Source organism: Spirosoma validum (genome assembly GCF_014699035.1).
Lineage (GTDB): Bacteria > Bacteroidota > Bacteroidia > Cytophagales > Spirosomataceae > Spirosoma > Spirosoma validum.
The window spans coordinates 160,564-184,358 of record NZ_JACXAA010000014.1; the positions used below are offsets into that span (position 1 = coordinate 160,564).

A 23,795-nucleotide genomic window follows, 5' to 3' on the forward strand; every position below is an offset into this window, starting at 1 on the left:
ATTTCCTTATCGCCATGAAAAAACAGATTCGTTTTGCCTGCCTGGCAGGATGGTTAATTGTTGGTAGTCAGTTGGCTATCGCCCAATCGAAAACGCTACGTTCCTACAGCGGGATTTATCCGCAGCTGGCCATGTACAACAACGAAGGTGAATGTGGCACCGGTGCGGTTGTGCCCTGGGCGGGCAAACTCTGGGTCGTTACGTATGCCCCGCATTTACCGTTCGGCTCGTCGGATAAGCTGTACGAAATAACCCCGGATTTGACCCAGATCGTTCGGACCGAAAGCATTGGCGGTACACCCGCAAACCGGATGATTCACCCCGAAAGCAACCAGTTGTTTATTGGACCTTACGCCATCGACAGCAAGGCAAACGTACGGGTTATGCCCTACGCCACCATGCCGGGTCGCCATACCGGAAACGCCCGCCACCTGACCGACCCGAGCGGGAAGATTTACTACGGTACGATGGAAGAAGGTTTTTACGAGGTAGATGTCAATACCCTGAAGCCGACCATGCTCTATGAGGATGGCAATGTCAAAAGTAAAAAAGGGGCCGACGAATCCGGCAATCAGGCTACGTCGCTGCTGCCCGGTGCGCACGGCAAGGGACTGTATTCCGGTCAGGGCGTCATGGTGTACTCCAACAACGGCGAACCGGGCGAAAAAGCCCTTGTTCAGTTCGATGTCGATGCGGGCTCGCTGTCGGAGTGGAATGGAAAAAATTGGAACGTCGTGCGCCGGAATCAATTCGTTGAAGTTACAGGACCCGGTGGTATTTACGGCAACAAAAATCCGGCTACCGACCCCATTTGGGCAACAGGCTGGGACCACAAATCCGTGTTGCTGGGCGTCCGTGATAAAGCGACTGGCTGGCATTTTTTCCGGCTTCCCAAGGCTAGCCACAGCTACGATGGTGCGCATGGCTGGAATACCGAATGGCCCCGAATTCGGGACGTTGGTACAGACGGAAAACCTGACTATCTGATGACCATGCATGGCTTGTTCTGGCGCTTTCCCGAAACGTTCACGGCGGGCAATACAGCGGGTATCCGTCCCCGATCAGCGTATCTGAAAGTAATTGGCGATTACGCCCGCTGGAATGATCGACTCGTGTTTGGCTGCGACGATTCGGCACAAAAGGAATTTCTGAACAAACGGAAAGCCAAAGGCAACCTCGAAGGGCCCGGCCAATCGAATTCAAACCTGTGGTTCACCGCCCTGAATACGCCCGATCAGCTCGGCCCAAACACAGCCGAGGGCGCCGTCTGGCTAAACGAACCAGTTAATGCAAACGCTACGTCGGAACCCTTTTTGTTTGCCGGTTGGGCCAATCGCTCCGCCTGGGTGCAGAACAATGGCAACGCCAACGTAACGATCACGTTCGAAATTGATAAAACGGGGAAGGGTGACTGGACGACGCTGCAAACGCTACCCGTTGCCGCCAATAGTTCTGCCAACGTGGCTTTCCCAGCCAATGCGCCGGGCGAATGGATTCGCGTAAAATCGAACAAGGCCGCTACTTTATCGGCTCACTTTTCTTACTCAGCCAATGACATACGTAGCACGACCGCCAATGCGATGTTTGCCGGGTTAAGTACGATTACCAACACCACTACGTCAGGTGGGTTACTGTATGGACTGGGTAAAGACCGCAGAGCATTGGGCATGGCTGCGCTAACGTATAAGGATGGTCAATCTTCGGATGTGGGGTATTATGAACTGAGCAGCGACATGCAGTTGATCCGAAAAAACGACACTGGAACGCTGAATTTTATTAAAGATAAATTTGAGATCCCCAAAAAGGTCGTGACGATTGAGGAATCGAGCGTTCTGATCGTTGATGACAAAGGCCGGCGCTGGCGGCTGCCGTTGGGCAATAATACGTACACAGACCTCACCAATCAGGCAGCTTTACGGATCTGCCGGGAAGTGGCTACCGAACGGGACTTGCTCAACTGCCACGGTACGTTCTATGAACTGCCCGCCGAAAATGCCGATGGATACGCCAAAATGAGACCCGTGGCATCGCATACGCTACGAATCAATGACTATGCCTCCTATCGCGGTCTGCTCGTCATGACGGGGATTGATTTGCAGGCAGCGGCAAAAAATGAGCACATCATCGTATCGGACGATAAAAAAGCCGCGATTTGGGCGGGCGCCATTGATGATCTCTGGAAACTGGGTAAACCAACCGGTCATGGTGGTCCCTGGAAGAATACGACGGTTAAGGCCAACGAAGCATCCGACCCCTATTTAATCGGGTTTTATGACCAACGAAGTTTGCAGCTTTCTCAAAAATCATCGGCACCCGTTACGTTCACCATCGAAGCCGATCCAGTCGGGACGGGCGTCTGGATGCCGTATAAAACCATGACGGTCACTCCCGGAAAAACGGTCAGTTATGAATTTCCGAAGAATTTCCAGGCCCGTTGGATACGTTTCAAAACGGATAAAGCCTGTGAAGCCTCGACGCTGCTTCAGTACAAGTAAGAACTCACTACTATAAAATGGGGATTCGGTATAGGCTTCAACGCTGTATCGGATCCCCATTTTATATTTGCATGTGTCTGCCCTTGTTTAGTTAACGAAGAAGTCAGTGAGAACAATTCTGCTAGTGATTTTCTTCTTTCCCAGTTTCTGTAAAGCACAGTCGAACGTAACTGGGTTGGGGACTTATACGATTGGCATCACGACACCCGATTCACTCAGTCAGACCTTTAAGGAACAGGATCAATCGTATGTCAAAGGGACAATAGCGCTTCCCTGTACACACATTCGTGTTCTTAAAGCATCGACAGTGACTACAGGCGGCCTTGTTCTCACGAATCTGATTTTATTCTTCTATGACAACCGGTTGTTTAAACTTTCCTGTGATTACAGCCCTGCGGTAGTCGAATTCTTACGGACAACTAATGGGAAGGGTACGTCTCCATCACCACAGCGCACTCTACTCTGCACCAAACATACCGATGATCCACTGGTGCTACGGGGTGAATTCTGGTTAAACGCTGACATTATAGCTTTTGTCGTTCGCGCAAAAGGGTACAATGCTGATTGCCAACGAGAGGAAGCTGCCAAGCTTAGTATCTCCAGTCAACGATTTTCTGCGCTCTCTTCAGATTGCGATTTAAAAAATACCGATCTTTTTATTGAGGAATTTGAGAAAGTCGTAAGCAAATACCCGCAAAGACCACAACCGAAAGAGCGGTAAGAAATGAATACATAGGGCAGATTCCTCCATCTCAGTCCCGACAGGATTACTCTTCCTGAACCGGTTCACCCTATCCTCTCTACACTTCAGGCGAAGCTTTACGCAGTTCGCACAGGTGGCTCTGTGCCCTGGCGGATAGCGCCTATACCTTTGTCCTGTTCCTCACAAAAACCAAGAACATAAACCACCATGTTATCCATGCCAACCTTTACCAAACTGGGCGTTTTTGCCCTTACTGTTGCCCTCTCAATGAATACAGCACTGGCGCAACAACCCGTTCGGAAAACTGCCGCCAAGCCCGCCGTTCGTCCGAGAACCGCAACAGCCGCCCGGCCAGCCGCCACGCAGGTCCGGAAACCAGCTGCCGCACCCGTGGCTCAGCAAACTCAGGCCGCACCCGTCTATACCCAAGCTCCCGCTCCGGCACCGGTAGAAACTCGCCAGGCGCCCCCGCAGCAACAGCCAGTGACCAGAACTACCTACGCTCGCCCACGTTCTTCATCGGCCCGCAATGGACGTAACGTGTACATGAACGCAGGTGTTGGCCTGGCAACGTATTACGGCGGAGGCTTCCCCATCGGCGTATCGGTGGAAGTAGATGCTAAAAACAACTTCTCCGTAGGTGGTTCTGTCGACTATTATCACTACAACTACGGTTACTATTCAGGCGGTTACAACTTCATTTACGCCGGGGCTCGGGGTTCGTATCACTTCCCTACACAGAACAGTACGTTCGATCCATACATTGGCGCTACGTTAGGATTCCGCTATGCTGGCTACAAAGACTCCTACGGCTCCAGTTACTACGATTACGGCGGTGGCTACAACAGCGGTCTCTACGTAGGTGTTCATATCGGAGCCCGGTTTATGTTCAGTGAAAAAATAGGTGCTTTTGCCGAGTTAGGTTATGGCGTATCGGCTCTGAAGGTAGGTTTAGCCGCGAAATTTTAACGAAACAGGCAGGCGACCGTAGTCAGTCAAAAATTAGAATAAACTATCCACACAAATACAACCAATCCAATGAAATCAACACAACACATCCGCACCATTTTGCGCTCAGAGCGCTCACGATTATTGGGAATGGAAATGGTCGTATCGCGGCCCGTACGTCGCACGCACGTTTTCTCAACCGGTCGATAGTCTCATTGATCTATCCGACAACAAAAGCCCGACGGATGCCGGGCTTTTTTGTTTTCCTGAAAAAGGCTGCCATATTGCCTCAATATCGCGTAGAGTAAACACCTGGTTTCGTTTCCAGTTATTTCACCAGAACCCTGTTACTCAGCATTTAATTAATCCATCATGAGCAAACAATCAAAAATTGGTATTCTTTTTGGTCAGGAAAATACCTTTCCACAGGCATTTGTCGACCGAGTCAACGAAAAACAGCGTACGTTTCCAGCCGAGTTCGTTAGCATTGACCAGGTCGAACAGAGCGTTCCGACGGATTACGCCGTTATTATTGACCGGATTTCGCAGGATGTTCCGTTCTACAAAGCCTTTCTGAAAAATGCCGCGCTGACGGGTACTGCCGTTGTCAATAACCCGTTCTGGTGGAGTGCCGACGAGAAGTTTTTTAATAATGCGCTGGCGGTTCAGCTTGGCGTTCCGGTTCCGAAAACCATTCTGCTTCCCTCCAAAGAACGGCCTGACGATACAAATCATAATTCGTTTCGGAATCTACAACACATGGACTGGGATGGTATTTTTCAACACATCGGTTTCCCGGCCTTCATGAAACCACACGCGGGCGGGGGCTGGAAAAGTGTGTATAAAGTCGACAACCCCGATCAGATGTTTAAGGCCTATGCCGAAACGGGTCAGTTGGTTATGCTTTATCAGGAAGCCATCGACTTTACCGATTATTTCCGTTGCTATTGCATTGGCGGAAAAGACGTCAGGATTATGCCGTACGAACCACGTAATCCACATCACCTACGGTATGCCGCCGAAATGCAAACCACGGGTGACGCGGGCAAAAAACTCCTGGCGACCATGACCGACTACGTACTGAAACTTAATCATGGTCTTGGCTATGACTTCAATACGGTTGAATTCGCGGTACGTGATGGCATCCCCATTGCGATTGATTTCTGTAATCCGGCTCCCGATGCGGACGTGCATTCGGTAGGCCAGGAAAATTTTGACTGGGTTGTAGAAGCAGCGGCCAACATGGCCATTGAGCGCGCTCAGAAACTTCAGAAAGGAAAAGACAATCTCACGTGGGGAACCTTCGTGCGCGGCTCGGTAACGAGTGCAGCGCCTGCACCGGCGAAAGAGGCCAAGCCACCTAAAGCCGCAACGGTAGGCCCTAAAACCGAAGAAGTCCAGAAGCCAGCTGGGAAAACCAAAAAAGAAGAACCAGTCGAAGCAAAGCCGAAGAAGGGTAAGAAGTAAACCTACGCACTAAACGCTTTACAAGCCTATAAGGTCGTTAAAACCTTATAGGCTTTAACTCATAATGACGACAGTCATCATTGAATCGCCCCTTGGGCTTACACGTATTACGGGCGATTACGTGGGCGTGTCGACTATTTCCTGTACAGACGTTTCAACACGTGAAGAAACGCTCTCCATATCGCCTGACGACCAAGTACCCGACCCCGTTCGGCTGGCGGCTCAGCAAGTGGGAGAATACTTTGCCGGAACACGCCAAACGTTTGATTTTCCGATTAACCCAGCCGGTACGTCCTTCCAACAAACGGTATGGCGCGCTTTGCTCGAGGTGCCGTTTGGTACTACGTTATCGTATTTGACCTTAACCCGACGTATTGGCGACGAAAAAGCGATTCGTGCAGTAGCAGCTGCCAATGGCCGAAATCCCCTCTGGATTGTGCTACCGTGCCACCGAATTATCGGTTCCGATGGCTCGTTGACGGGCTATGCCGGTGGACTCTGGCGGAAGAAATGGTTGCTGGAGCATGAGCGCAATTTAGCGGGCCCTGAAACAGGGAGGCAGCTATCGTTGTTCTAACTGGCGAAACCTTTATTCGCTGATGCCTTATCTTTCTTTGCTTCTGCTGTCATGTTTATTACTGACTATATCTGGCTGTGCTCCGCGCTATAAGGGTCCTGTCACCGATCACTTTAACGGCAAAAAGTTTTTTAATCCGGGTCAGTCCGAGCGGGAAACGGGTAGTTTGTTAAAATGGCTCTTTAATCGCGATAAAGGACCGTGGCCGGAGCAGCCTGATGCATTTGTCGGGGCTAAACCAGCGACACGTGTTGAAGGCGATAGCCTGGTGCTGACATTCGTCAATCACTCCACATTTCTGATTCAGACGAATGGGCTTAATATTCTGACTGATCCGGTCTGGTCGAAGCGCGTCGGCCCCACATCCTGGTTAGGGATCAAGCGGAAGCGTCCACCCGGATTACGTTTCGAGGAATTGCCGCCCATCGACGTAGTGCTGTTGAGTCACAACCATTACGACCATCTGGATTTGCCGACCATCAGGAAGTTGGCGAAAGACCACAATCCATTATTCGTTACTCCCCTGGGTGTATCGTATTTGCCTAAATCTGTGGATGGACGAACCAGCCGTGAACTCGACTGGAACGATACGTTGAAAATAAACGACAAACTTTGGCTTACCTGCACGCAGGCGCAGCACTTCAGCAACCGGGGCATGGGCGATCGGGATGAAACGCTGTGGTGCGGCTATTTGATACACACAAGTTTCGGAACAACGTACTTCTGCGGAGATAGCGGCTACGGCCCTCACTTCAAACACATTGGCGAACAGGCTAATTCAGATTCGGCTGATGGCCCGATCAAATTGGCGTTACTACCCATTGGCTCCTATCGTCCAGAATGGTTTATGGCGCCTGTTCACGTTTCGCCAGCCGGATCAGTACAGGCTTTTCTGGATTTGAGAGCAAAGCAGGCCGTGGGTATACATTTTGGTACGTTTCAACAGGGTGATGACGGTCTGTTTGAACCGGCTGACGATCTGCGAAAAGCGTTAAAAGAGAAGAGCATTCCTGAGTCGAGATTTCTTGTCCCCAAAGAAGGTCAGCCGCTTGTGTTTAAGTAGCGGCTGACCTTCTCGATCACCGACGAACAATTGAAGATGGGTCAATTCACTATAACTGGATTTATCTTAATTGATCCTTCTGATTTATCTACGACCGGCACACTGGAGATAAACGGAAATTTGGTTGTTGTTACGTCATTCTCGATAAAAAACGATCTTGGCACAACCATTGTAGAGGGAACACCTCCCGATAAAGCATAGATACAACTAAGACTAAACGTAACTTCCTGGGTTGATCCTATAGCCATCGGAAACGCTTGAGTCGATGTAAGCACGGGTCTGGGATCGGATTGTAGCGGGAAATCGACAAACGCATAACTGAGAATATAGCCCGACGTAACGGCAAATGATGGTGCGTTCTGCCTACGAACAACTGCCTTTACGTCATAAGTAGCCGTCCCACCGCTCATATTAGCAACATTTGCCTTTGCTTTAGAAATTGGCAGCGTCACGTTCGGGCTACCGGTCATTACTTCACCCAGAGTACTACCGTCTTTCGCCAGGAAAATCAATTTCTCAATAGTAAACTCGCAGGGCTAAGGGCGGTCCATTCCGTTATTAAGCTTGCAACTCACAACCGGTGGCTGCGGATCAGTGTGATCGGTACAGGCAACAACGACTAAACTCATTAATGCAAACGGCAATAGGCGTCGACTATGCTGACGAACGAGGATTAGCAGCGGTATCATGACTCAAGGATGTGGTTTAGGATGTGATAGCACCCTTAAAGTAGATACGTAATGAATTGCTGCTCATTATTCTTGAGCAAACGGCAGGAAGAACTGACAGAGAATCGTTTTGCGAATTGTAGGAAAAGAAAACGACAACAAGTCTGTCAATAAAAATCACATCAGGATATTGTTCACTGCTGTAATGGCTGGGGGTAAATTGGTTTCGTCCAGCATGTCGCGCAGATCAATTTCAATGTTGCGGCTCATGGACGTAATGGGGGTATCGTTCGCTCCGCCTTCAAACGGATTTTCGCTGCTTTCACCAACTTGCTCCAGGCTCATAAATACCCAGGAAACCAGCACGCCAAAGGGAATAGTTAACCAGACAATATGGTCGCCCAGTTTGTCGAACTCTTTCAATAAGCCAAACGGCACCAGCCAGACAAATAGCCGCGTGAACATCTGACTGATCGTTGCAAATTGGCGTGGGTAAGGGAAATTCTTGATACGTTCGCTTTTGCCCTGATGCTCGTACAATTCCTTCAGCATCAGCTTTAACTCTACGTAGCGGTAGTTTTCGATCCACTCCTGGTCAACCAGCTCACGTAGTTGTTTGGATTGCTGAGCCAGTAATTGCGTGGCTCGATTTTTCTTACTCAGAATATAATCGACTTCCTGGACGGGGAGAAGTTTGCGAAGTTCATCGGCCAGATTACTTTCCTGCTCAGGTATGGAGTAATGCTGTTTGTATTCGATGTTGTAATCCTTCTGTAGATTTTCCCACGCCCGAGGCTCGCGCAGTTGAAACCGAAGGGCCGTTAACCAGGCTATGTGCCGATAAATTAATTGCTGATGAACACCATTGGCAGCAGTACCTGATGAGACCGGACTGCGTATAAAGTCCCGAACCATAATGCCCAGTGTCCGGCTGCTGTTGACAATCCCGCCCCAAATCTGGCGGGCTTCCCAGGCGCGGGCATACGTAGCGTTGTTGCGGAACCCAACAATAAACGCCGTAGCTGTCCCTAGCAGCGCAATGGGAACCCAGGGAATACCGATCCATTTTAAGCCAACTACCGTATAGAGAATCGTTACGCCCGTATTAATAGCGAGTAGCCAATAGATATTTCGTCGGGTCCATAACAGAAACTCCTTCAAGGTATAACTTCTTCCTGCGTGCATAGTAAGGTGATGGATTATGATTACGTTTAACTGACAGGCGAGGACGGTCCGCCGTTGCGATTCTCAAAACCTCGTATAGTCCGGTTTTGTATGGGAAGTCCTGTCAGGAAGACAAACTCTTCTCGTAGGCCAGAAACCGTAACCCAGGACGGAAGCCAAGCGTAATTTCTCCGGCATAGCGGTAGCCAAGCTTCGGAAAAAGTTTTTGGGTCGCCTGATTTTCGGAATTGGTATCGATTCGTAGAAACGCAATGCCCCGCTCAAGGGCAATCTGTTCAGCCTGATTCAATAAGGCAGCCGCTACACCCTGCCCGCGAAAGGCCGGATCAACCGCTAATCGATGCGTAACAATAGCTTGCTGATTCAGATCAAAACCGACCTGCGCGTACTCGGGCTCCTGATCTTCGGTTAGGGCTGCTACGCCCGCCAGCTTGCCGTCAATATCAGCCACCCAAAGTTGCTCTTTGGCAATGTCCTGACTAAACACCGTTTCGTTTGGATAATGGTCGTCCCACTGGTAGTTTCCCGCTTCGCGCATGAGCGGGATGATGCGCTTAAGGAGAGTTGACAAAGCGGGAAGATCGGACGTAGTAGCAAGGCGGACGGTCATTGAGTTAACTTGTTAATTCCATGCAAATAAGGAATTTTGCGGATAGTTAACCAAAATAGGGGCGGTTATGGAATTGGAATTTCCGGTTGTGTTGGAAAAGCTGGTGAATGACGGACGATGAATTCTTCGCGTTCTGCCGGGCAAATGATCCTATTGAATTAGAACGGGATAAATTCGGAAATATAATTATTGTGTCACCTACAGGGTCAAAAACAGGTAATATTAACCTAACACTAGCTAGCCGGGTATTTCTCTGGAATGAAGAAACGAACGCAGGCTATGCCTTCGATTCATCAACGGGTTTCAAATTACCCAATGGAGCAACGCGTTCAACGAATGTCGCCTGGATTCAGAAAGACCGATGGGAGGCAATTTCCGAAGATCAGCAGGAAAAATTCGCTCCTGTCTGCTCTGATTTCATCATTGAACTTCATTCGGCCAGCGATGATCTAACATACCTTCAGGATAAGCTGGAAGAATACCGCGAGAACGGTTGCCGTTTAGGCTGGCTAATTGACCGAAAAACGCAGCAGGTATTTATTTATCGCCCGCAACAGCCTGTCGAAACCATTTCTTCGTTTAGTCAGACACTATCCGGAGACGATGTTCTGCCCAGCTTTGCGTTCGACCTGGCGTTACTCACACGCTAATCATTTTCCTTCTTTCAGCATTTCCACGACCAGCGCTAATTCGTTGACTGTTGATTCAGGATCGCCGGAATACCCTACGTGCCGATACCGAACCCGTCCGTTTGTATCGATCACTACTTTGGTTGGAATACCCTGTACTTTATAGGCCCTGGACACTCGCTGCTGATCGTCGAGGGGCACGACGAATGGATAAGGGTTCTTTTCCATGAAGGTATGCACTCGCTGCAATGGTCCACCTTCGCGGGTATTGACGAATAGAAACCGTACGTTCGGATCGTTCTGAAATTTGCTTTGTGCCTGTTGCATGGCCGGAAACGACGCGACACAGGGCCCGCACCAGGTAGCCCAGAAATCAAGCACCACCACTTTGCCACGTAACGCCGACGAGGAAATTGTTCGGCCTTTCAGGTCAGTCATAGAAAAGGCTGGAGCGGGTTCATTGATCAGTCGTTTGCTAAGCTCATCGCGTTGATCAGCACGGATGTCGGCCTCCAGATCGGCCAGATAAGCGTCGGCTTTGGCCTCGTTCTGGCCCGGCTGTTTAGCATACCAGTTCCGTAGTGCATTCTTAAGAGCCGTGGTCGCTCGTTCAACCTGAATAGCTTCTTCAATATACGGACGGGTATCGGCAGCATGGTTGGTACGTAATGCGCAGAGGAAATACCGTTCGTTGGTCATCGGGTCACTGTCTTCCACAAAATCGGGATTCATAGCTTCCTGATACGCTACGTAGGCTTCGTCGTTTTTACCTTGCTGAGCCAGCGTTCGGGCATACGTAGCCATCAGTAACCGGTGGCGACTCTGCTTTTCGATTTCCCAATTACCTTTAAAGTCCTGAGGCTTAGGCTGCGCTTTCAATACGTTTATACCCCGTTGCGCTAACTGCTGCGCTTCGGGCAGCGACCGTCGTTCTTCGGCCAACAGATTGGCCATTGAATTCAGCATCAGGGGGTCGGTTTGGATGGCCTGGGGCTGATCAAGAAAAGCTAATAATCCTTTAAGATCGTTGTTCTTGAAATACCCGTCCGTCATCATGACTGTTAGAGCAGGCAGATGTATTGAATTGGGAAATTCTTTCAGAAAGGCCTGATACGCCGTCTTTTTTCGGTTCCAGTCGGTTTCGTTGCGGATACTCATAGAACGATCTTTCTGTGCCAGTGAACCCGCGGGATCTGCCGTTTTCTGGCGCTCACGTAGCGCCCTGGCTTTGGGAAAATCACCCATGCTTTCATACAACTGCGCGCCCGCTGCTATTTCGGCGGCCGTTGGCGGTGTGCGCGAAGCCAGGTAGGCTTCGATACTGGCTTTGACTTTCGGTCCATAACCCGGTTTTCTCTGCTTGATTACCGCAGCTAAATAATCGGACCAGTACAACGGACGCAAATCTGGATGTTGCCTGAGTTCGCGTTCGTAAAGCCCCACTACCTGATTCGGATCGGGCCGACTACCAACGTCGTATAGAAAATGAGTACGGGTAAAAATAGATGCCTGCCCGCCAATAGCATTCGGAACCACCTGGCCAGTTGCATCATACATCAGAACGGGGTATAAGTCTACCTTTTGAGGAGATTGCGCATTTTTAACGAGCAATACGGTACCCGTTACGTCCTTTTGAGCAGGAGGCAATTGCCCTACATAGTCGTTTCCCTGACGTACCAGCTTGATGGCCGTGGATCGGCTGATGTGCATCACTGCAGGAGACCCATAGCGAATGTAACGACCTTCAATGATGCTGTCTTTGAGCGATGATGTTGAAGGAGGTGTATATGTAAACGAAACCACCTGCCCAAGCTGCGGCTTTTCCGGCGAAGCACAAAATTGCGCGGCAACGGGTAATGACGCCGTCAATCCGAATAGTAGGCAGAGAAAAGAGTTAGATCGCATGATTAAAAACGTTGATAAATTGTAAGCTATATAGCTACAGGCTCTACTTTGGTTACAGGCTTCGATACGGCCAAAAGGCCCAGGAACGTAAAGAGTCCATTAAGTAATAGACGCTCAAAACCAAATTGATAGCCACCAAACCAGGCCGCTGAGTTTTCATTAACAATGTACGTTAATACGGGTGACGCAACACAAATCCAGGGCACAAAGCGATCCATAACCGGACGTTTGCTGAAGATGCCGAAGGCATACAGTCCCAGCAGCGGCCCGTATGTGTAACCGGCAATGTCGAACACAGCCGTAATCACTTCCTTACTGTTCAGTTGCCGGAAAACAATGATCACTACGTAGAACAGCAGTGAAAAGCCAATGTGAACAATGTGCTTGATCCGTGACCGCTCGGTTTCAGGGCGCTTTTCGACATTCATAAAATCTATGCAGAACGACGTAGTAAGCGCGGTAAGCGCAGAGTCGGCACTGGCATACGTAGCGGCCGTAATGCCTAACAGGAACGTAATGCCCACAACTAAACCGAGGTGATTCAACGCCAGCATTGGGTACAGATCGTCGGTTCTGGCAGGTATTTCGATGCCTTCACGCTGGGCATATGCGTAAAGAAGTACGCCCAGTGACAGGAACAGAAAATTGACGAATACCAACGTAACGGTAAACCAGAACATGTTTTTCTGCGCTTCGCCGATGTTTTTGCAGGTCAGGTTTTTCTGCATCAGATCCTGATCCAGACCCGTCATAACAATGGCGATGAAGGCTCCGGAAATAAACTGCTTATAAAAGTTCTTCGGGTCATTGCCATCCCAAAAGAAAATCTGCGACATCGGACTGTTTTTCACTGTACTGACCAGACCACCGAAGGATAAGTTTAATTCTTTCGAAATCAGAATAATTGTTAGTACGACAGCCGTTACCAGAAACACCGTTTGAAGCGTATCGGTAACGATAATCGTTTTGACGCCACCCTTGAAGGTGTAAATCCAGATGAGCCCGATCGTGATCAGTACAGACACTTCAAAGGGAATGCCCAGTGGAGTAAAAAGGGCAATTTGCAGGACACCAGCCGCCACATATAACCGAACGGCAGACCCGACGCTACGTGACAGTAGAAAGAAGCCGGCGCCGGTTTTATAGGACCAGAATCCGAACCGTTTTTCCAGATACCCATAGATCGAAATCAGGTTCAGGCGGTAATAGAGCGGCATCAGAACGGAGCCAATCACAAAGTAGCCGATGATGTAACCCAGCACTACCTGAAAATACGAAAAGCCGATCTTTCCCACCGCACCCGGTACCGAAATAAACGTAACCCCCGACAGCGACGTACCAATCATACCAAACGCGACTAACCACCAGGGAGACTGCCGATTAGCGGTAAAAAAAGTACTTGTATCAGCGCCCCGGGCCGTATAGAACGAGACGGCAATCAGCATTCCGAAATAGGCAATTAAGATTACTAGAGCGAGGGTGGTATTCATGTACGATCAGGCAACTTTTCAGGCCAAAATGAGGTTATTCTATAGCGGACCAACGGCTTTCAAAAGTGGCCGTTTTGCCGTAAATTTGCTAAGTAAACACGCTTTTAGCTCCCATGCAACCTTTTGAAGAAAACGATTGGTCGACCAATGTTGATGTACTGGATGAGGTCGTTGAAACCGATGTACATAACCTCGTCGTATTCAATGATGAAGTAAATACGTTCGACCACGTGATCGACACGTTGATCGATGTATGCAAGCATACGCCAGAACAAGCCGAACAATGTACGTTACTGATTCATTATAAAGGCAAATGCTCTGTTAAGAACGGCTCATGGGAAGAACTCGTACCGATGCGTAACGAAATCTGCCGCCGGGGCATCTCGGCAGAAGTCTTAAACTAGTTAAGAATGATGAGTGAAGCGTGAAAAATAAAATTCTGTACGAATATTCTTCACTCTTCGCTCTTAACTCATCACTAACATCTTGGAGTATCCATCCAAACTTATAGAAGACGCGGTAAACGAAGTGTCGAAGCTGCCGGGGATTGGGAAGAAAACGGCCCTACGGTTAGTATTGCACCTGCTCAAACGCGATGAAGACCAAACAGAAGCGCTGTCAAACTCTCTGACAGCCATGCGCCTGAACGTTAAATATTGTCAGAAGTGCCATAATTTATCGGACAACGAGTTATGCACGATCTGTGCCAGCCATAAGCGCGATCAATCCCTGATTTGCGTCGTAGAAGATACCCGCGACGTATTAGCGATTGAAAACACCGCCCAGTACAAAGGGCTGTACCACGTACTGGGTGGCATTATCTCGCCGGTTGAGGGGATTGGTCCCAGTGATTTGCAAATCGATTCACTGATCGATCGGTTAAAGGGTTCGGAGAGCGAACAGGTACGCGAGATTATTCTGGCCATCAGCCCGACGATGGAAGGCGACACAACAGCCTTTTATTTGCAAAAGAAACTCAAACCATTCAATCTTAAAATTTCGACCATTGCGCGGGGCGTTCCGATTGGGGGCGATCTTGAATATGCGGACGAAGTAACCCTTGGCCGTAGTATCCTTAGCCGGATCGCTTACGAGTAAACGTACCGGACAAAGTATCTGAATACTTTGTGTGCTTCGACACAAAAATCTCCTTTCTTTGCGTCTACTGAACATCCCCAGCCAAAATGGGTTGTTCAGTAGACGCTTTTTTATTTTCCATAAATCTACATTCGCATGAATCGCTCCGAGTTTTTGAAACTTGCCTTTGGTGCTTCGGCTGGATTGGTTGCTTTCCGTTCGTTTGGATTCCACCCGACTCAGGCAGAAGGACCATTCAAACTAGCTCCATTGCCTTACGATACGGCCGCGCTTGAGCCGCATATTGATAAAATGACGATGGAAATTCACCACGACAAACACCATAAAGCGTACGTCGATAACCTCAATAAAGCTGTTGCAGGAACCGACATGGCCAAAATGGATATCGAAGCGCTGGTGAAAAGTGTGAATGCCAGTACGCCAGCCGCCGTACGTAACAATGCCGGTGGACACTGGAACCACACGTTCTTCTGGAATATCATGGGCCCAAATGCCGGTGGTGCACCGAAAGGCGCCTTAGCGGATGCGATCAATAAGAAGTTTACGTCGTTCGATAATTTCAAAACCGAGTGGGGCAAAGCGGCAACCGCTCGTTTTGGCTCAGGCTGGGTATGGCTCATCAAAACGGGCAACGACGTCGAGATCGTCTCGACCCCAAATCAGGACAATCCGCTGATGGCACTGGCGGAGAAAAAAGGAACACCCGTTCTGGGGCTCGACGTATGGGAACACGCTTATTACCTGAAATACCAGAACCGTCGCCCAGAATACGTAACGGCTTTTTGGAACGTAGTAGACTGGAATAAAGTCGGAAAGAATTTCTCTTAAGTGAGATAAGTGAGTAGAGACGCAATACGTTGCGTCTCCTGACCGGACGGCATTATTGCTGACGCGCAGGAGACGCAACGTATTGCGTCTCTACGTTTCTGATGTAAACTTTTGTATTTTTGCGAAAATAGATTTAGTCTATGTTATCCGAAGAATTATACAATGAGATCCCGTCATTAGATCTGGCGGATTTCACCTCTGGCGATCCCGAGCGTAAAGCCCGTTTTGTGCAGGATTTAGGCCGGGCATTTAATCAGATTGGCTTTGTAGCCATCCGAAATCATGGTCTAACCGACGAATTGACGAAGCGTTTATATGACTCAGCCCAGGCTTTCTTTTCGTCGCCCGATAGTGTCAAACAGAAGTACGAACATCCTGAGCTGAATGGGCAACGGGGTTACATTGGCAAAGGGAAAGAAACCGCTAAAGGATTCAAAGTTGCTGACTTAAAAGAGTTTTATCACATTGGTCAGCCCGAACCCGAAGGCGATATGCCCGCCAACGTATTCCCTGAGGAGAATCCTGAATTCAGCGAAGCGAGCCTGGAAGCGTACCGGACTCTCGAAAATGCAGGCAAGCAACTGCTACGTGCCATTGCGCTGTATCTAGAATTGCCTGAAAATTATTTCGATGATAAAGTACGTAACGGCGACAGTATTCTACGGGCCTTACATTATTTCCCCCTCGATCCGAACACAACCCCCGACGGCGCAGTACGTGCCGCTGCTCACGGCGATATCAATCTCATTACGTTGCTGATGGGCGCGTCGGCCGATGGGCTGGAAGTGCTCCGGCGCGATGGTAAATGGATTGGCATTACGGCTCTACCCGATCAGGTAGTCGTCAACGTAGGTGATATGCTGGATCGGTTGACGAATCACAAACTAAAGTCGACCATTCACCAGGTTGTAAACCCACCGCGCGAAAAAATGAATCAGTCGCGTTATTCAATTCCGTTTTTCATGCACCCCCGCGCCGATATGAATCTGACCAGTCTGGAAACCTGCATCGACGCCAAACACCCGAAAATCTACGTCGACATGACGGCAGGCGAATTCCTGAATGAACGTTTGATGGAATTAGGTCTAAAGAAAGCTTAGATTACGTTTATCACTTCCCGAAATCATAATGTTTTCGGGAAGTTCGTTTAAAACAGTCTATTTCTTTTCTACTCCTACTGAATGCTGCCACATCTCCCAACCGTTAAGCCTGTTCGCCGGATTCGGTACATCATCTTTCTGAAAGATGTGCTCATTCTCGCGCTGACAACGTTTGGGGGGCCGCAGGTGCATTTGGCTATGCTTTATGAGCGTTTCGTGCAGAAAAGGCGGTACATCACGGAAGATGAACTGTTGGAGCTGAACGCCCTGGGGCAGGTATTGCCGGGGCCAACATCAACGCAAACCATTACGGCGGTAGGCTTTAAAATTGGTGGGCCGAACCTGGCTTACATTACGTTGCTGGTCTGGATATTACCAGGGGTAAGTATCATGACGGCGGCCGGAATGGGCATTTACTATCTGGAGAGGCACAATTTGTCGCTCCAGTTTGCCCGGTTTATTCAACCAATGGCCGTCGGCTTCATGATTGTGGCTGGGTACCGGATTGGACGGAAAGTTATTAAAAACAATGTGAGTTTAGCCCTGGCCCTTACGGCTGCGCTCGTCGCCTACGTGTTTCGGTCGCCCGTGATGACACCCATTGTGCTTTTAGTGGGCGGTCTGACAACAGCCCTAACCTACCAGAAACAAGAACGAATGGAAAAAAAGCCCCTGCGAGTGCAATGGGCTAATTTTTTTCTGTGGCTGGGCGTATTCGTTGGAGCGGCTTTGCTGGGGGCGGTAACGCAATCGCTTCCCGTACGTTTATTTGAAAACTTTTACCGGAACGGTAGCTTCGTTTTTGGTGGTGGCCAGGTATTGACACCCCTACTCTACAATGAGTTCGTGGCCTTTAAGCATTACCTGACACGTGAAGAATTTTTGTCGGGACTTGGGTTAGTGCAGGCTGTACCGGGACCGGTATTTTCCTTTGCTTCCTACATTGGTGCCTTATCTATGCGTGATTCTGGTATGCACGGCCAACTTTGGGGCAGTGTTGTCTCGACAGCAGGAATTTTCCTGCCCGGTACGTTTCTAATCTTCTTCGTGTATCGCTTCTGGGAGCAATTGAAACGATACCGTGTCGTACGCGCATCGCTCGGAGGCATTAACGCAGCCAGTACGGGCTTAACGGCGGCTGCCGCCATCGCGCTCTTCGAACCCATGGCTCCTCACTGGCCTTCCGTAAGTATTGTTTTCATTACAATAGGTTTGCTGCTCTACACAAAAATTCCACCGTATGCGCTGATTCTGGGCGGATTGTTGGCCGGGATAATTATATGAGCAGAGACAAATAAGGTTCAGTTGAAAAGACACATTATGTGTACTATTTTTCAACTGTTGTGTAAGTGACGTGGTTGGTGCAAAGGTCCGAAAGGAAGACAAGGTACCCAGTTGGCCAACCAATTTTGATTACTTATTGGCTAAGAATGCCCAAATCGCAGCGTTATAAGTAGCGGATATAGACTTTTACAACAACCAATGTTAGTTACACAATAACCCTTCAATAAATACAAAGGTCAGCTATTTGCATAAATAGCTGACCTTTGTATTTATTGAAGATTTCGCATTTCTAAAATCCTTTCCCAAGTGTTATACCCGCCCAAGGCACAAACCCATATTGATTAATAACCGGTGTGAAACTAACTCGCCATAGGTAATGCCTATCCGTGTACCGGCGGTACCCAACACTAGGTACATAGCTAAAAAAATGGTTACTCGACAAATTGGGTTCAGACCCGAACAGACGACTGTTGGCTTGGGCCCAAGTAGCCCCAAAGCCCGCGTCAATGAATGAATTGGGCTTGGCTAGCTTAATGAGGTAATTTAACCCTACGGGCAGGGATAGATAAGCGGCTTTTTCACCGTAGAAACCGGCTCCAACCCGCAATGAAAGGCGCGGCAGGGCCGTTAGTTGACGCTCATAATTCAAGGAGGCAAACAGGCCGTTCCCCCCGGCCTCTAAGAAGACGCTATTCTTGGGGGTTATTTGGGCGATTACTGAACTCAACTGTAGGCCAAATAAAGCCAGGAGCATTATTGCTTTCATGCGATCAGTTGTTGGTTGAGTAAGAAAAACGGCTGGATAAAGTAAAAAGTTGTTGGGCTACCAGATAACTTATAGTAGTCTAATTCAGCTAGTTTATCACTTTTCTTAGAAGTGTTGTATAACTCCGTGTCTGTTGCAAAATTCCGGTACAGGTTCAGGGAGTTGGTTTTTTAGCGAATCGCGGTTCACTGAATGGTTGATAATGGCTTGCTAAAGGAGCCAAAATAAGCAGGTATCGACTTTTGCAACAGCCACTGGCATTACGTTAATAACCCAAGTTACCAGTAGCCATTTTTTTAGCAGCAAACTCCGACCAGGTAGCAAAAAATTCAGTTGATGGAAACTGGTGATCACCTGGCCCTGACCAAGTCAAATGGACAACTCCCTGTTTATTCTCTTCTCCTATAAATAGCACATCATCGGTCGCGAAGCTTCTTCCAATAGGGTCAAGTTGCCAGCCAAACAACGGATGTTGAATAGTCACTTCTGTTTGTAACTCATTTTTAAGAGTTGATTTTTGGCTTTCGGAAACGGCTAACCAAGTTCGATTCATTCGATAGTTTGCAGTTATATAATTGGCTTTATACTAACCAAACTATCGAAAATTAAATTTTAAATACAAAAATCGATGCCTTTATAACTCATCCGAAAGAAACTTCCGGATGGTTTGATAAGGTCGTAATCCCTGCGGTTTGCCATTCGTAGGCTTCTCCGACGACGTAGCGTTTGGGCGAGATTCCATAGAACGAGGACGGTTACTGTTATGAAGCAATAACATTTCTTTCTGTAGCTGCTTTTGTTCCTCGTCGCTTAGATTGCTACGTGTTGCTTCACCTTGTCCGTACCCATCATTGAAATTACTGATTCGACTGTCGGTTTGAGCAAATTTTAGTTCGGCAAGTAAATCGTTCAGTTCAGACGTAATGTTTTGACGCTGTTCTTTCAGTTCGTTGAGGTTGGGTAACAGCTCCAGATTGTGTTGCAACACATTCTGACGTATCCGCTGCTCGGCTAGTTGAGCATCGAGTGGTGCGATTTCCTTATCCAAGCGTTTTATGCGCCGACGTAGTTTCCACAGCTTAATGTCGGCTTGCAGCCATCGAAACCAGAAAGCAGCTAATACTGGCAAGGCAATTCCCAAACAGACAGCACCCGCAAGCGCGAACAAAATACCACTCAGCACAAACGATAACAACGCCCAGGGGCTATTGACCAGTGCCAGGTTCAACTCGCTCGACTCGCTCAATTGCTTCTCAATTTTGCTCAATGTCGACGGACTAAGCACCTGCGTTGCCGCCGTTGGATCGGTGTTCAGTTGGAGTTGCCGAACGGATTTATTAATGGCTGATTTGAGTTGGTCAGTACGGTATGCTTCGTATCGGAACCAGCCCAGTACGGCTAATGTCAGTACCGAGAAGACGGCCAGCGCTATTTTGAATCGTTCGTATCTCCGGCCATTCTGTTCGGGATTCTCCTGGTAAGGTTTCTCAATAAGTCGATCATAAGCCGGTTTTAGCAGGATAGAAACCATTGCTAAGCCGACCGCAAAAGCCCAGGCTTCGTTGGTGTTACGTATGTTAAGCGCGTACGCAACAATTTCGTGCGAGATAATTAAATCACCCGCCAGAAACGAAATCCCGGCTACCAGGAATAAAATCCCGGCCAGTAGTGAATAATCGGGAGCAGCTTTCGTACGTCGTTCCCGCAGATTATCGCGATCAGCTTCCAGCGCCTGGCGGCCAGCTTCCTTTTGTTTGACTTGTTTATCCAGCCGCTCAACCTGGAGTGCGTGGTTTTGTAAATCCGCATAGGCTGTCCGATTCGCATCAGTAGCCTCCGTCAACTGCCGTTCTGTATTCGACAAGTCGGTTCGCTTTTCCTGAATACGTTCAGAAAGCCAATCGGTATTAATCTGACTGGATAAATATCCTTCGTATGTTTCCCGGTTAACGCCTTCCACACCACTGGTATACCCATGCTGAAAGTCGGGATTATTAGTTGGTTCCATGTGTAATGATGAGTTATGACGGATAAATTATGACTAATGGAGTAATGAGCCTTCATCATTCGTAATTCATCATCGATTTCAGTTGTTGCTCCGAGAGTCGTTTACGAAGACTGCGGGCAAGTTCGAACTCGCTCAGAAATAGGTTAACAAGCCGATCACGTTGGGCGTTCAATTGGTTCCGCTTCGCTTCAGCATGATTCAGAGACGTAGCGATCGGCCACTTCTGGGTTCGAATCGCATCAACCTCTCGTTCGAGTCGTTGTATCTCGTTTTCCCAAACGGGTAACTGCTGCTCTTTATTAATGGTTAACTGGCGATTTTTCTGGATAATCGCTAAATCAGTTTGCAAAGCCGTCAATGTACTTAGCAGCAATTTCCCGGATAAGAGAAATAAGAAAAATACAAAAACGAACAAGCCAATCGCCATGCCAACAGGCTGGGTCTGCAAAGACTGTACCAGGATAAAAACGGATGCAGCCAGCGGCATACCTACTTCCTCTACAATCCGCCGACCCGACAATTTGGAATCTGTTTCATAAAAGAACGATGTACGTCCGAACAAATTGAACATACCTGCCAGAAATACCCCCACAGCAATCCAGCGATTCGGGAAAGACGGGTGTAGCGTTACGTCAACGAGGTAGAAATTGCCAATACCCATGATTACGGACAGGCCAAGACTAACCACCGTCCGAATCAGATACGTAGGTGCAATCTGGCTATTGCGTAAGTCTATCAGTTGATTACGTAAGGAAAGAATCTGATTATCACGCTGTTCGATAGACAGATTAAACTCTACTATTCTTTCGGAATACTGTTCAATCGCTTCGTCTAGCGGAGCCGTTTGTTGGGCAAAAGCCGCCCGAATTTGGGCAAGTTTCCCATCAGAAGATGCGTCGGATAGCCCGAACAAAACCCCTTCATCACGTAGCGCTTCATCGTCCAACAGCCAATCAGGTAAAGGTTCAGAATTGCTGAGAGCAGGCAACGCAATAGGTGAAATCAATTCATTGTCAGCTGTTTTTGAAACGATTTTAGCCGGAATGGTTACTGGCATGAACGCATCTGACGGCGTCACTGACAAGGCTGACGTAGCATTTCGAGAAAAAAACAAGCGAAGGCGTTTAGTAAGGGTCATGAACGGAGCCGGACAACCAATAGGCTTTGCCGGAACAGGTTGTAAATAGAAAACGGCTGTAAATACGCAAATAGTACCCAATAGGCGCAAGCAGTTGTTGAATTGACCATAAAATATTTTGGTGAGCAGATCGGCGTAATCGCCAATACACTGAGCCGTGACTGTATGGTGTAGCCAGAATTCTGCTACTTACTCAACCAAACCAACCAGTTACTTATTCGTCCTGGCTCGCTCTTTTTTTTTGTCGCAGTTTCGTAGCACAATCAATCGCTTTTAGCTTATAACTCTTGAATGCATCTCGCTCTTGATCATGAAACTCCCTACTGGTGAATTGTTCGTCACCTTCTTTTTTTTAGTAGGCATTACGTTGTGGGGTACCGCTTATTCGTCCTATCAGCGTCATCAGCAAGTAGTAAAGAATGGGGCTTCGGCCAAAGGTCTCGTTGTGGGTCTGCATCGGGTGAAACGTCACGGGTACTCGTTAGCGCCTTCGATCCGTTACCAGGTTTATGATGGCCGCGAACTGGTTTTTCACAGTTCAGAAGGACAAAATCCCCCTGTCTATCAAATCGGCGATGAGGTTACCCTGTATTATAATCCGCTTCAGCCTGAAAATGTATGGCTGGCTGACAACTATCTGATGGTTTACGTACTAGCCGGAATCGGAGCTCTTTTTCTGCTAGTATCAGTCTGGGAGATTAGAGAATCAACGGTTATTATCTGGAAATGGATGGATAATTCGTAAGGCCGAGCCATTCTTCACTCCTCAACTGATCGCTATGCTGAAATATATTACGATTGTCAATTGGGTTGCTATTGCCAGTTTAGGACTTTTAGTAATCGGGTCAATCCTTTTCCCGATGAAGGGTGGCGATGCGGCAGGCCGGGGCATGGGCGAAGCTTTTCTGATGCTAGCCGCTGTTGCCGTAACTGTATTGCTTGTACTCAATCTATTACCGTTTTCGTGGGCAAAATACACGGCCTTTACTATCATTCTAATGCCTTTTGCTATCATATTGCTTGATACCCTCAGTGAAAAAATGAAAGATCTCGTTAGTGCCATTGCATATTCTCAATCCGATTATGATGGTTCTACGTATTTTCCAGATCCACAACGGAAAGCGATTCTGGCAGCCGTTTTCAACGAAGATATCGAACAAGTGGAGGAGTTGCTGCGTGAGCCTGTAGTTTCAATAAATGGCCTTGACACTGAGCAGAAACGAACGATTCTCGATTATGTGGCAACCAGTTATAGCCCCTACTCACGAGATTGGGGGAAAACAAAACGAATTCTGGAAGTACTGATAGCCGCTGGTGCAACCATCAACAGCAATGACTCGTCGAGAGTATCAACGCATGCCGCCGTAGTCTGGAATGCGACGCCACAGTTACTAAAATTTCTCCTTGATCACGGTGCTGATCCCAATGCACAAAGCAAAAACAACGTACCGATTCTGTATGAAGTAATTCGGGCGGGCGGGGCCGAATCGATAGACAAAGTAAAATTACTGGTTGACCGGGGAGCGAAAATAAATGTAGTTGCTACGTATGATGAATACACCAAAGATTACTCGCCACTTCTGTTTGCCTCCGCTTTCGAAGGCTGGGCGGTTTGTTTGTTCCTAACCCGGCGCGGAGCTGACATACACTATAAATCGTCAGATGGAAGCACGTTGAAACAGTACATTCGATTATTCGATAAGCGATATAAAGAATACAGTCAGACCCCCTCGCCGGAGTTTAATGAACTTAAAGCAATAGTCGGGATACAGATAAGAAACTAACGTTCACAGTATGTAAGCAATAAGAATCTTTAGGTTTATCAACTAACTC

The 23,795-nt window shown here is 48.3% G+C and carries 24 protein-coding genes; 14 read left to right on the top strand and 10 right to left on the bottom strand.

Translation table 11 applies throughout. The features are described from left to right. Window positions 1-14: 14 nt before the first annotated feature. From IC230_RS28305 to IC230_RS28330, 6 genes are all read left to right on the top strand, one after another. Complete coding sequence (locus IC230_RS28305; protein ID WP_191042432.1) at window positions 15-2,495, top strand: hypothetical protein; 2,481 nt, start codon at window positions 15-17, stop codon at window positions 2,493-2,495. Between the two features lie 106 nt (window positions 2,496-2,601). Beyond that, window positions 2,602-3,216: a hypothetical protein gene (locus tag IC230_RS28310; RefSeq protein ID WP_191042433.1), complete on the top strand. Its 615-nt coding sequence runs from the start codon at window positions 2,602-2,604 to the stop codon at window positions 3,214-3,216. 198 nt (window positions 3,217-3,414) lie between these two features. Next, on the top strand, window positions 3,415-4,167 hold the full coding sequence (locus IC230_RS28315) for a hypothetical protein (RefSeq protein ID WP_191042434.1): 753 nt from the start codon (window positions 3,415-3,417) through the stop codon (window positions 4,165-4,167). Window positions 4,168-4,518: 351 nt separating this feature from the next. Then, window positions 4,519-5,613 carry an ATP-grasp domain-containing protein gene (locus IC230_RS28320; protein WP_191042435.1) on the top strand — a complete coding sequence of 365 codons (1,095 nt, stop codon included), beginning with the start codon at window positions 4,519-4,521 and terminating at the stop codon, window positions 5,611-5,613. A gap of 64 nt (window positions 5,614-5,677) precedes the next feature. Then, window positions 5,678-6,190: a methylated-DNA--[protein]-cysteine S-methyltransferase gene (locus tag IC230_RS28325; RefSeq protein WP_191042436.1), complete on the top strand. Its 513-nt coding sequence runs from the start codon at window positions 5,678-5,680 to the stop codon at window positions 6,188-6,190. Between the two features lie 22 nt (window positions 6,191-6,212). Further along, entirely contained in the window at window positions 6,213-7,253 is a 1,041-nt protein-coding gene (locus IC230_RS28330; RefSeq protein ID WP_191042437.1) for an MBL fold metallo-hydrolase, read from the top strand. Window positions 7,254-7,294: 41 nt separating this feature from the next. Here IC230_RS28330 and IC230_RS28335 read toward each other — a convergent pair whose 3' ends face one another. The 4 genes from IC230_RS28335 to IC230_RS28350 form a co-directional block, all read right to left on the bottom strand. Then, window positions 7,295-7,765, bottom strand: coding sequence for a hypothetical protein (locus IC230_RS28335; protein ID WP_191042438.1), 471 nt, complete (start codon window positions 7,763-7,765; stop codon window positions 7,295-7,297). Window positions 7,766-7,789: 24 nt separating this feature from the next. Then, a complete protein-coding gene (locus tag IC230_RS28340) occupies window positions 7,790-7,942 on the bottom strand; it encodes a hypothetical protein (RefSeq protein WP_191042439.1) in 153 nt (50 codons plus the stop codon). A gap of 156 nt (window positions 7,943-8,098) precedes the next feature. Continuing rightward, window positions 8,099-9,106: a bestrophin family protein gene (locus IC230_RS28345; protein WP_191042440.1), complete on the bottom strand. Its 1,008-nt coding sequence runs from the start codon at window positions 9,104-9,106 to the stop codon at window positions 8,099-8,101. 103 nt (window positions 9,107-9,209) lie between these two features. Then, window positions 9,210-9,716, bottom strand: a complete 507-nt coding sequence (locus tag IC230_RS28350) for a GNAT family N-acetyltransferase (RefSeq protein WP_191042441.1) — start codon at window positions 9,714-9,716, stop codon at window positions 9,210-9,212. Window positions 9,717-9,823: 107 nt separating this feature from the next. Between IC230_RS28350 and IC230_RS28355 the strand changes: the two genes are divergently transcribed. Further along, window positions 9,824-10,366 (top strand): Uma2 family endonuclease, encoded by a 543-nt coding sequence (locus tag IC230_RS28355; RefSeq protein ID WP_191042442.1) that lies wholly within the window; start codon window positions 9,824-9,826, stop codon window positions 10,364-10,366. Here the strand turns inward: IC230_RS28355 and IC230_RS28360 are convergent, their stop codons facing one another. After that, window positions 10,367-12,250, bottom strand: coding sequence for a redoxin family protein (locus IC230_RS28360; RefSeq protein WP_191042443.1), 1,884 nt, complete (start codon window positions 12,248-12,250; stop codon window positions 10,367-10,369). It abuts the gene before it with no gap. Window positions 12,251-12,276: 26 nt separating this feature from the next. Beyond that, window positions 12,277-13,740 carry a sodium:solute symporter gene (locus tag IC230_RS28365; protein ID WP_191042444.1) on the bottom strand — a complete coding sequence of 488 codons (1,464 nt, stop codon included), beginning with the start codon at window positions 13,738-13,740 and terminating at the stop codon, window positions 12,277-12,279. Window positions 13,741-13,853: 113 nt separating this feature from the next. Here IC230_RS28365 and IC230_RS28370 point away from each other — a divergent pair, with 113 nt between their 5' ends. From IC230_RS28370 to chrA, 5 genes are all read left to right on the top strand, one after another. Further along, window positions 13,854-14,144, top strand: a complete 291-nt coding sequence (locus IC230_RS28370; protein ID WP_191042445.1) for an ATP-dependent Clp protease adaptor ClpS — start codon at window positions 13,854-13,856, stop codon at window positions 14,142-14,144. 82 nt (window positions 14,145-14,226) lie between these two features. Next, window positions 14,227-14,838, top strand: coding sequence for a recombination mediator RecR (recR, locus tag IC230_RS28375; RefSeq protein ID WP_191042446.1), 612 nt, complete (start codon window positions 14,227-14,229; stop codon window positions 14,836-14,838). A 135-nt stretch (window positions 14,839-14,973) separates the two neighbouring features. After that, window positions 14,974-15,666, top strand: coding sequence for a superoxide dismutase (locus IC230_RS28380; RefSeq protein WP_223860903.1), 693 nt, complete (start codon window positions 14,974-14,976; stop codon window positions 15,664-15,666). Between the two features lie 140 nt (window positions 15,667-15,806). Next, the gene (locus IC230_RS28385) at window positions 15,807-16,766 is read left to right on the top strand and encodes an isopenicillin N synthase family dioxygenase (RefSeq protein ID WP_191042447.1); all 960 of its coding nucleotides are present in this window, start codon (window positions 15,807-15,809) and stop codon (window positions 16,764-16,766) included. Window positions 16,767-16,847: 81 nt separating this feature from the next. Continuing rightward, a complete protein-coding gene (gene chrA / locus IC230_RS28390) occupies window positions 16,848-18,050 on the top strand; it encodes a chromate efflux transporter (RefSeq protein ID WP_191042448.1) in 1,203 nt (400 codons plus the stop codon). Window positions 18,051-18,339: 289 nt separating this feature from the next. On the opposite strand, the gene IC230_RS28395 is transcribed toward chrA, so the two are convergent. From IC230_RS28395 to IC230_RS28410, 4 genes are all read right to left on the bottom strand, one after another. Further along, the gene (locus IC230_RS28395) at window positions 18,340-18,816 is read right to left on the bottom strand and encodes a hypothetical protein (protein WP_191042449.1); all 477 of its coding nucleotides are present in this window, start codon (window positions 18,814-18,816) and stop codon (window positions 18,340-18,342) included. A 265-nt stretch (window positions 18,817-19,081) separates the two neighbouring features. Then, complete coding sequence (locus IC230_RS28400; protein ID WP_191042450.1) at window positions 19,082-19,369, bottom strand: hypothetical protein; 288 nt, start codon at window positions 19,367-19,369, stop codon at window positions 19,082-19,084. 81 nt (window positions 19,370-19,450) lie between these two features. Further along, a complete protein-coding gene (locus IC230_RS28405; protein WP_191042451.1) occupies window positions 19,451-20,824 on the bottom strand; it encodes a LapA family protein in 1,374 nt (457 codons plus the stop codon). Between the two features lie 55 nt (window positions 20,825-20,879). After that, window positions 20,880-21,962 (bottom strand): hypothetical protein, encoded by a 1,083-nt coding sequence (locus tag IC230_RS28410; protein WP_191042452.1) that lies wholly within the window; start codon window positions 21,960-21,962, stop codon window positions 20,880-20,882. A gap of 310 nt (window positions 21,963-22,272) precedes the next feature. Here IC230_RS28410 and IC230_RS28415 point away from each other — a divergent pair, with 310 nt between their 5' ends. Both IC230_RS28415 and IC230_RS28420 read left to right on the top strand, forming a co-directional pair. Beyond that, window positions 22,273-22,707, top strand: coding sequence for a DUF3592 domain-containing protein (locus tag IC230_RS28415; RefSeq protein WP_191042453.1), 435 nt, complete (start codon window positions 22,273-22,275; stop codon window positions 22,705-22,707). Window positions 22,708-22,741: 34 nt separating this feature from the next. After that, a complete protein-coding gene (locus IC230_RS28420; RefSeq protein ID WP_191042454.1) occupies window positions 22,742-23,746 on the top strand; it encodes an ankyrin repeat domain-containing protein in 1,005 nt (334 codons plus the stop codon). The last annotated feature ends 49 nt before the right edge of the window (window positions 23,747-23,795 follow it).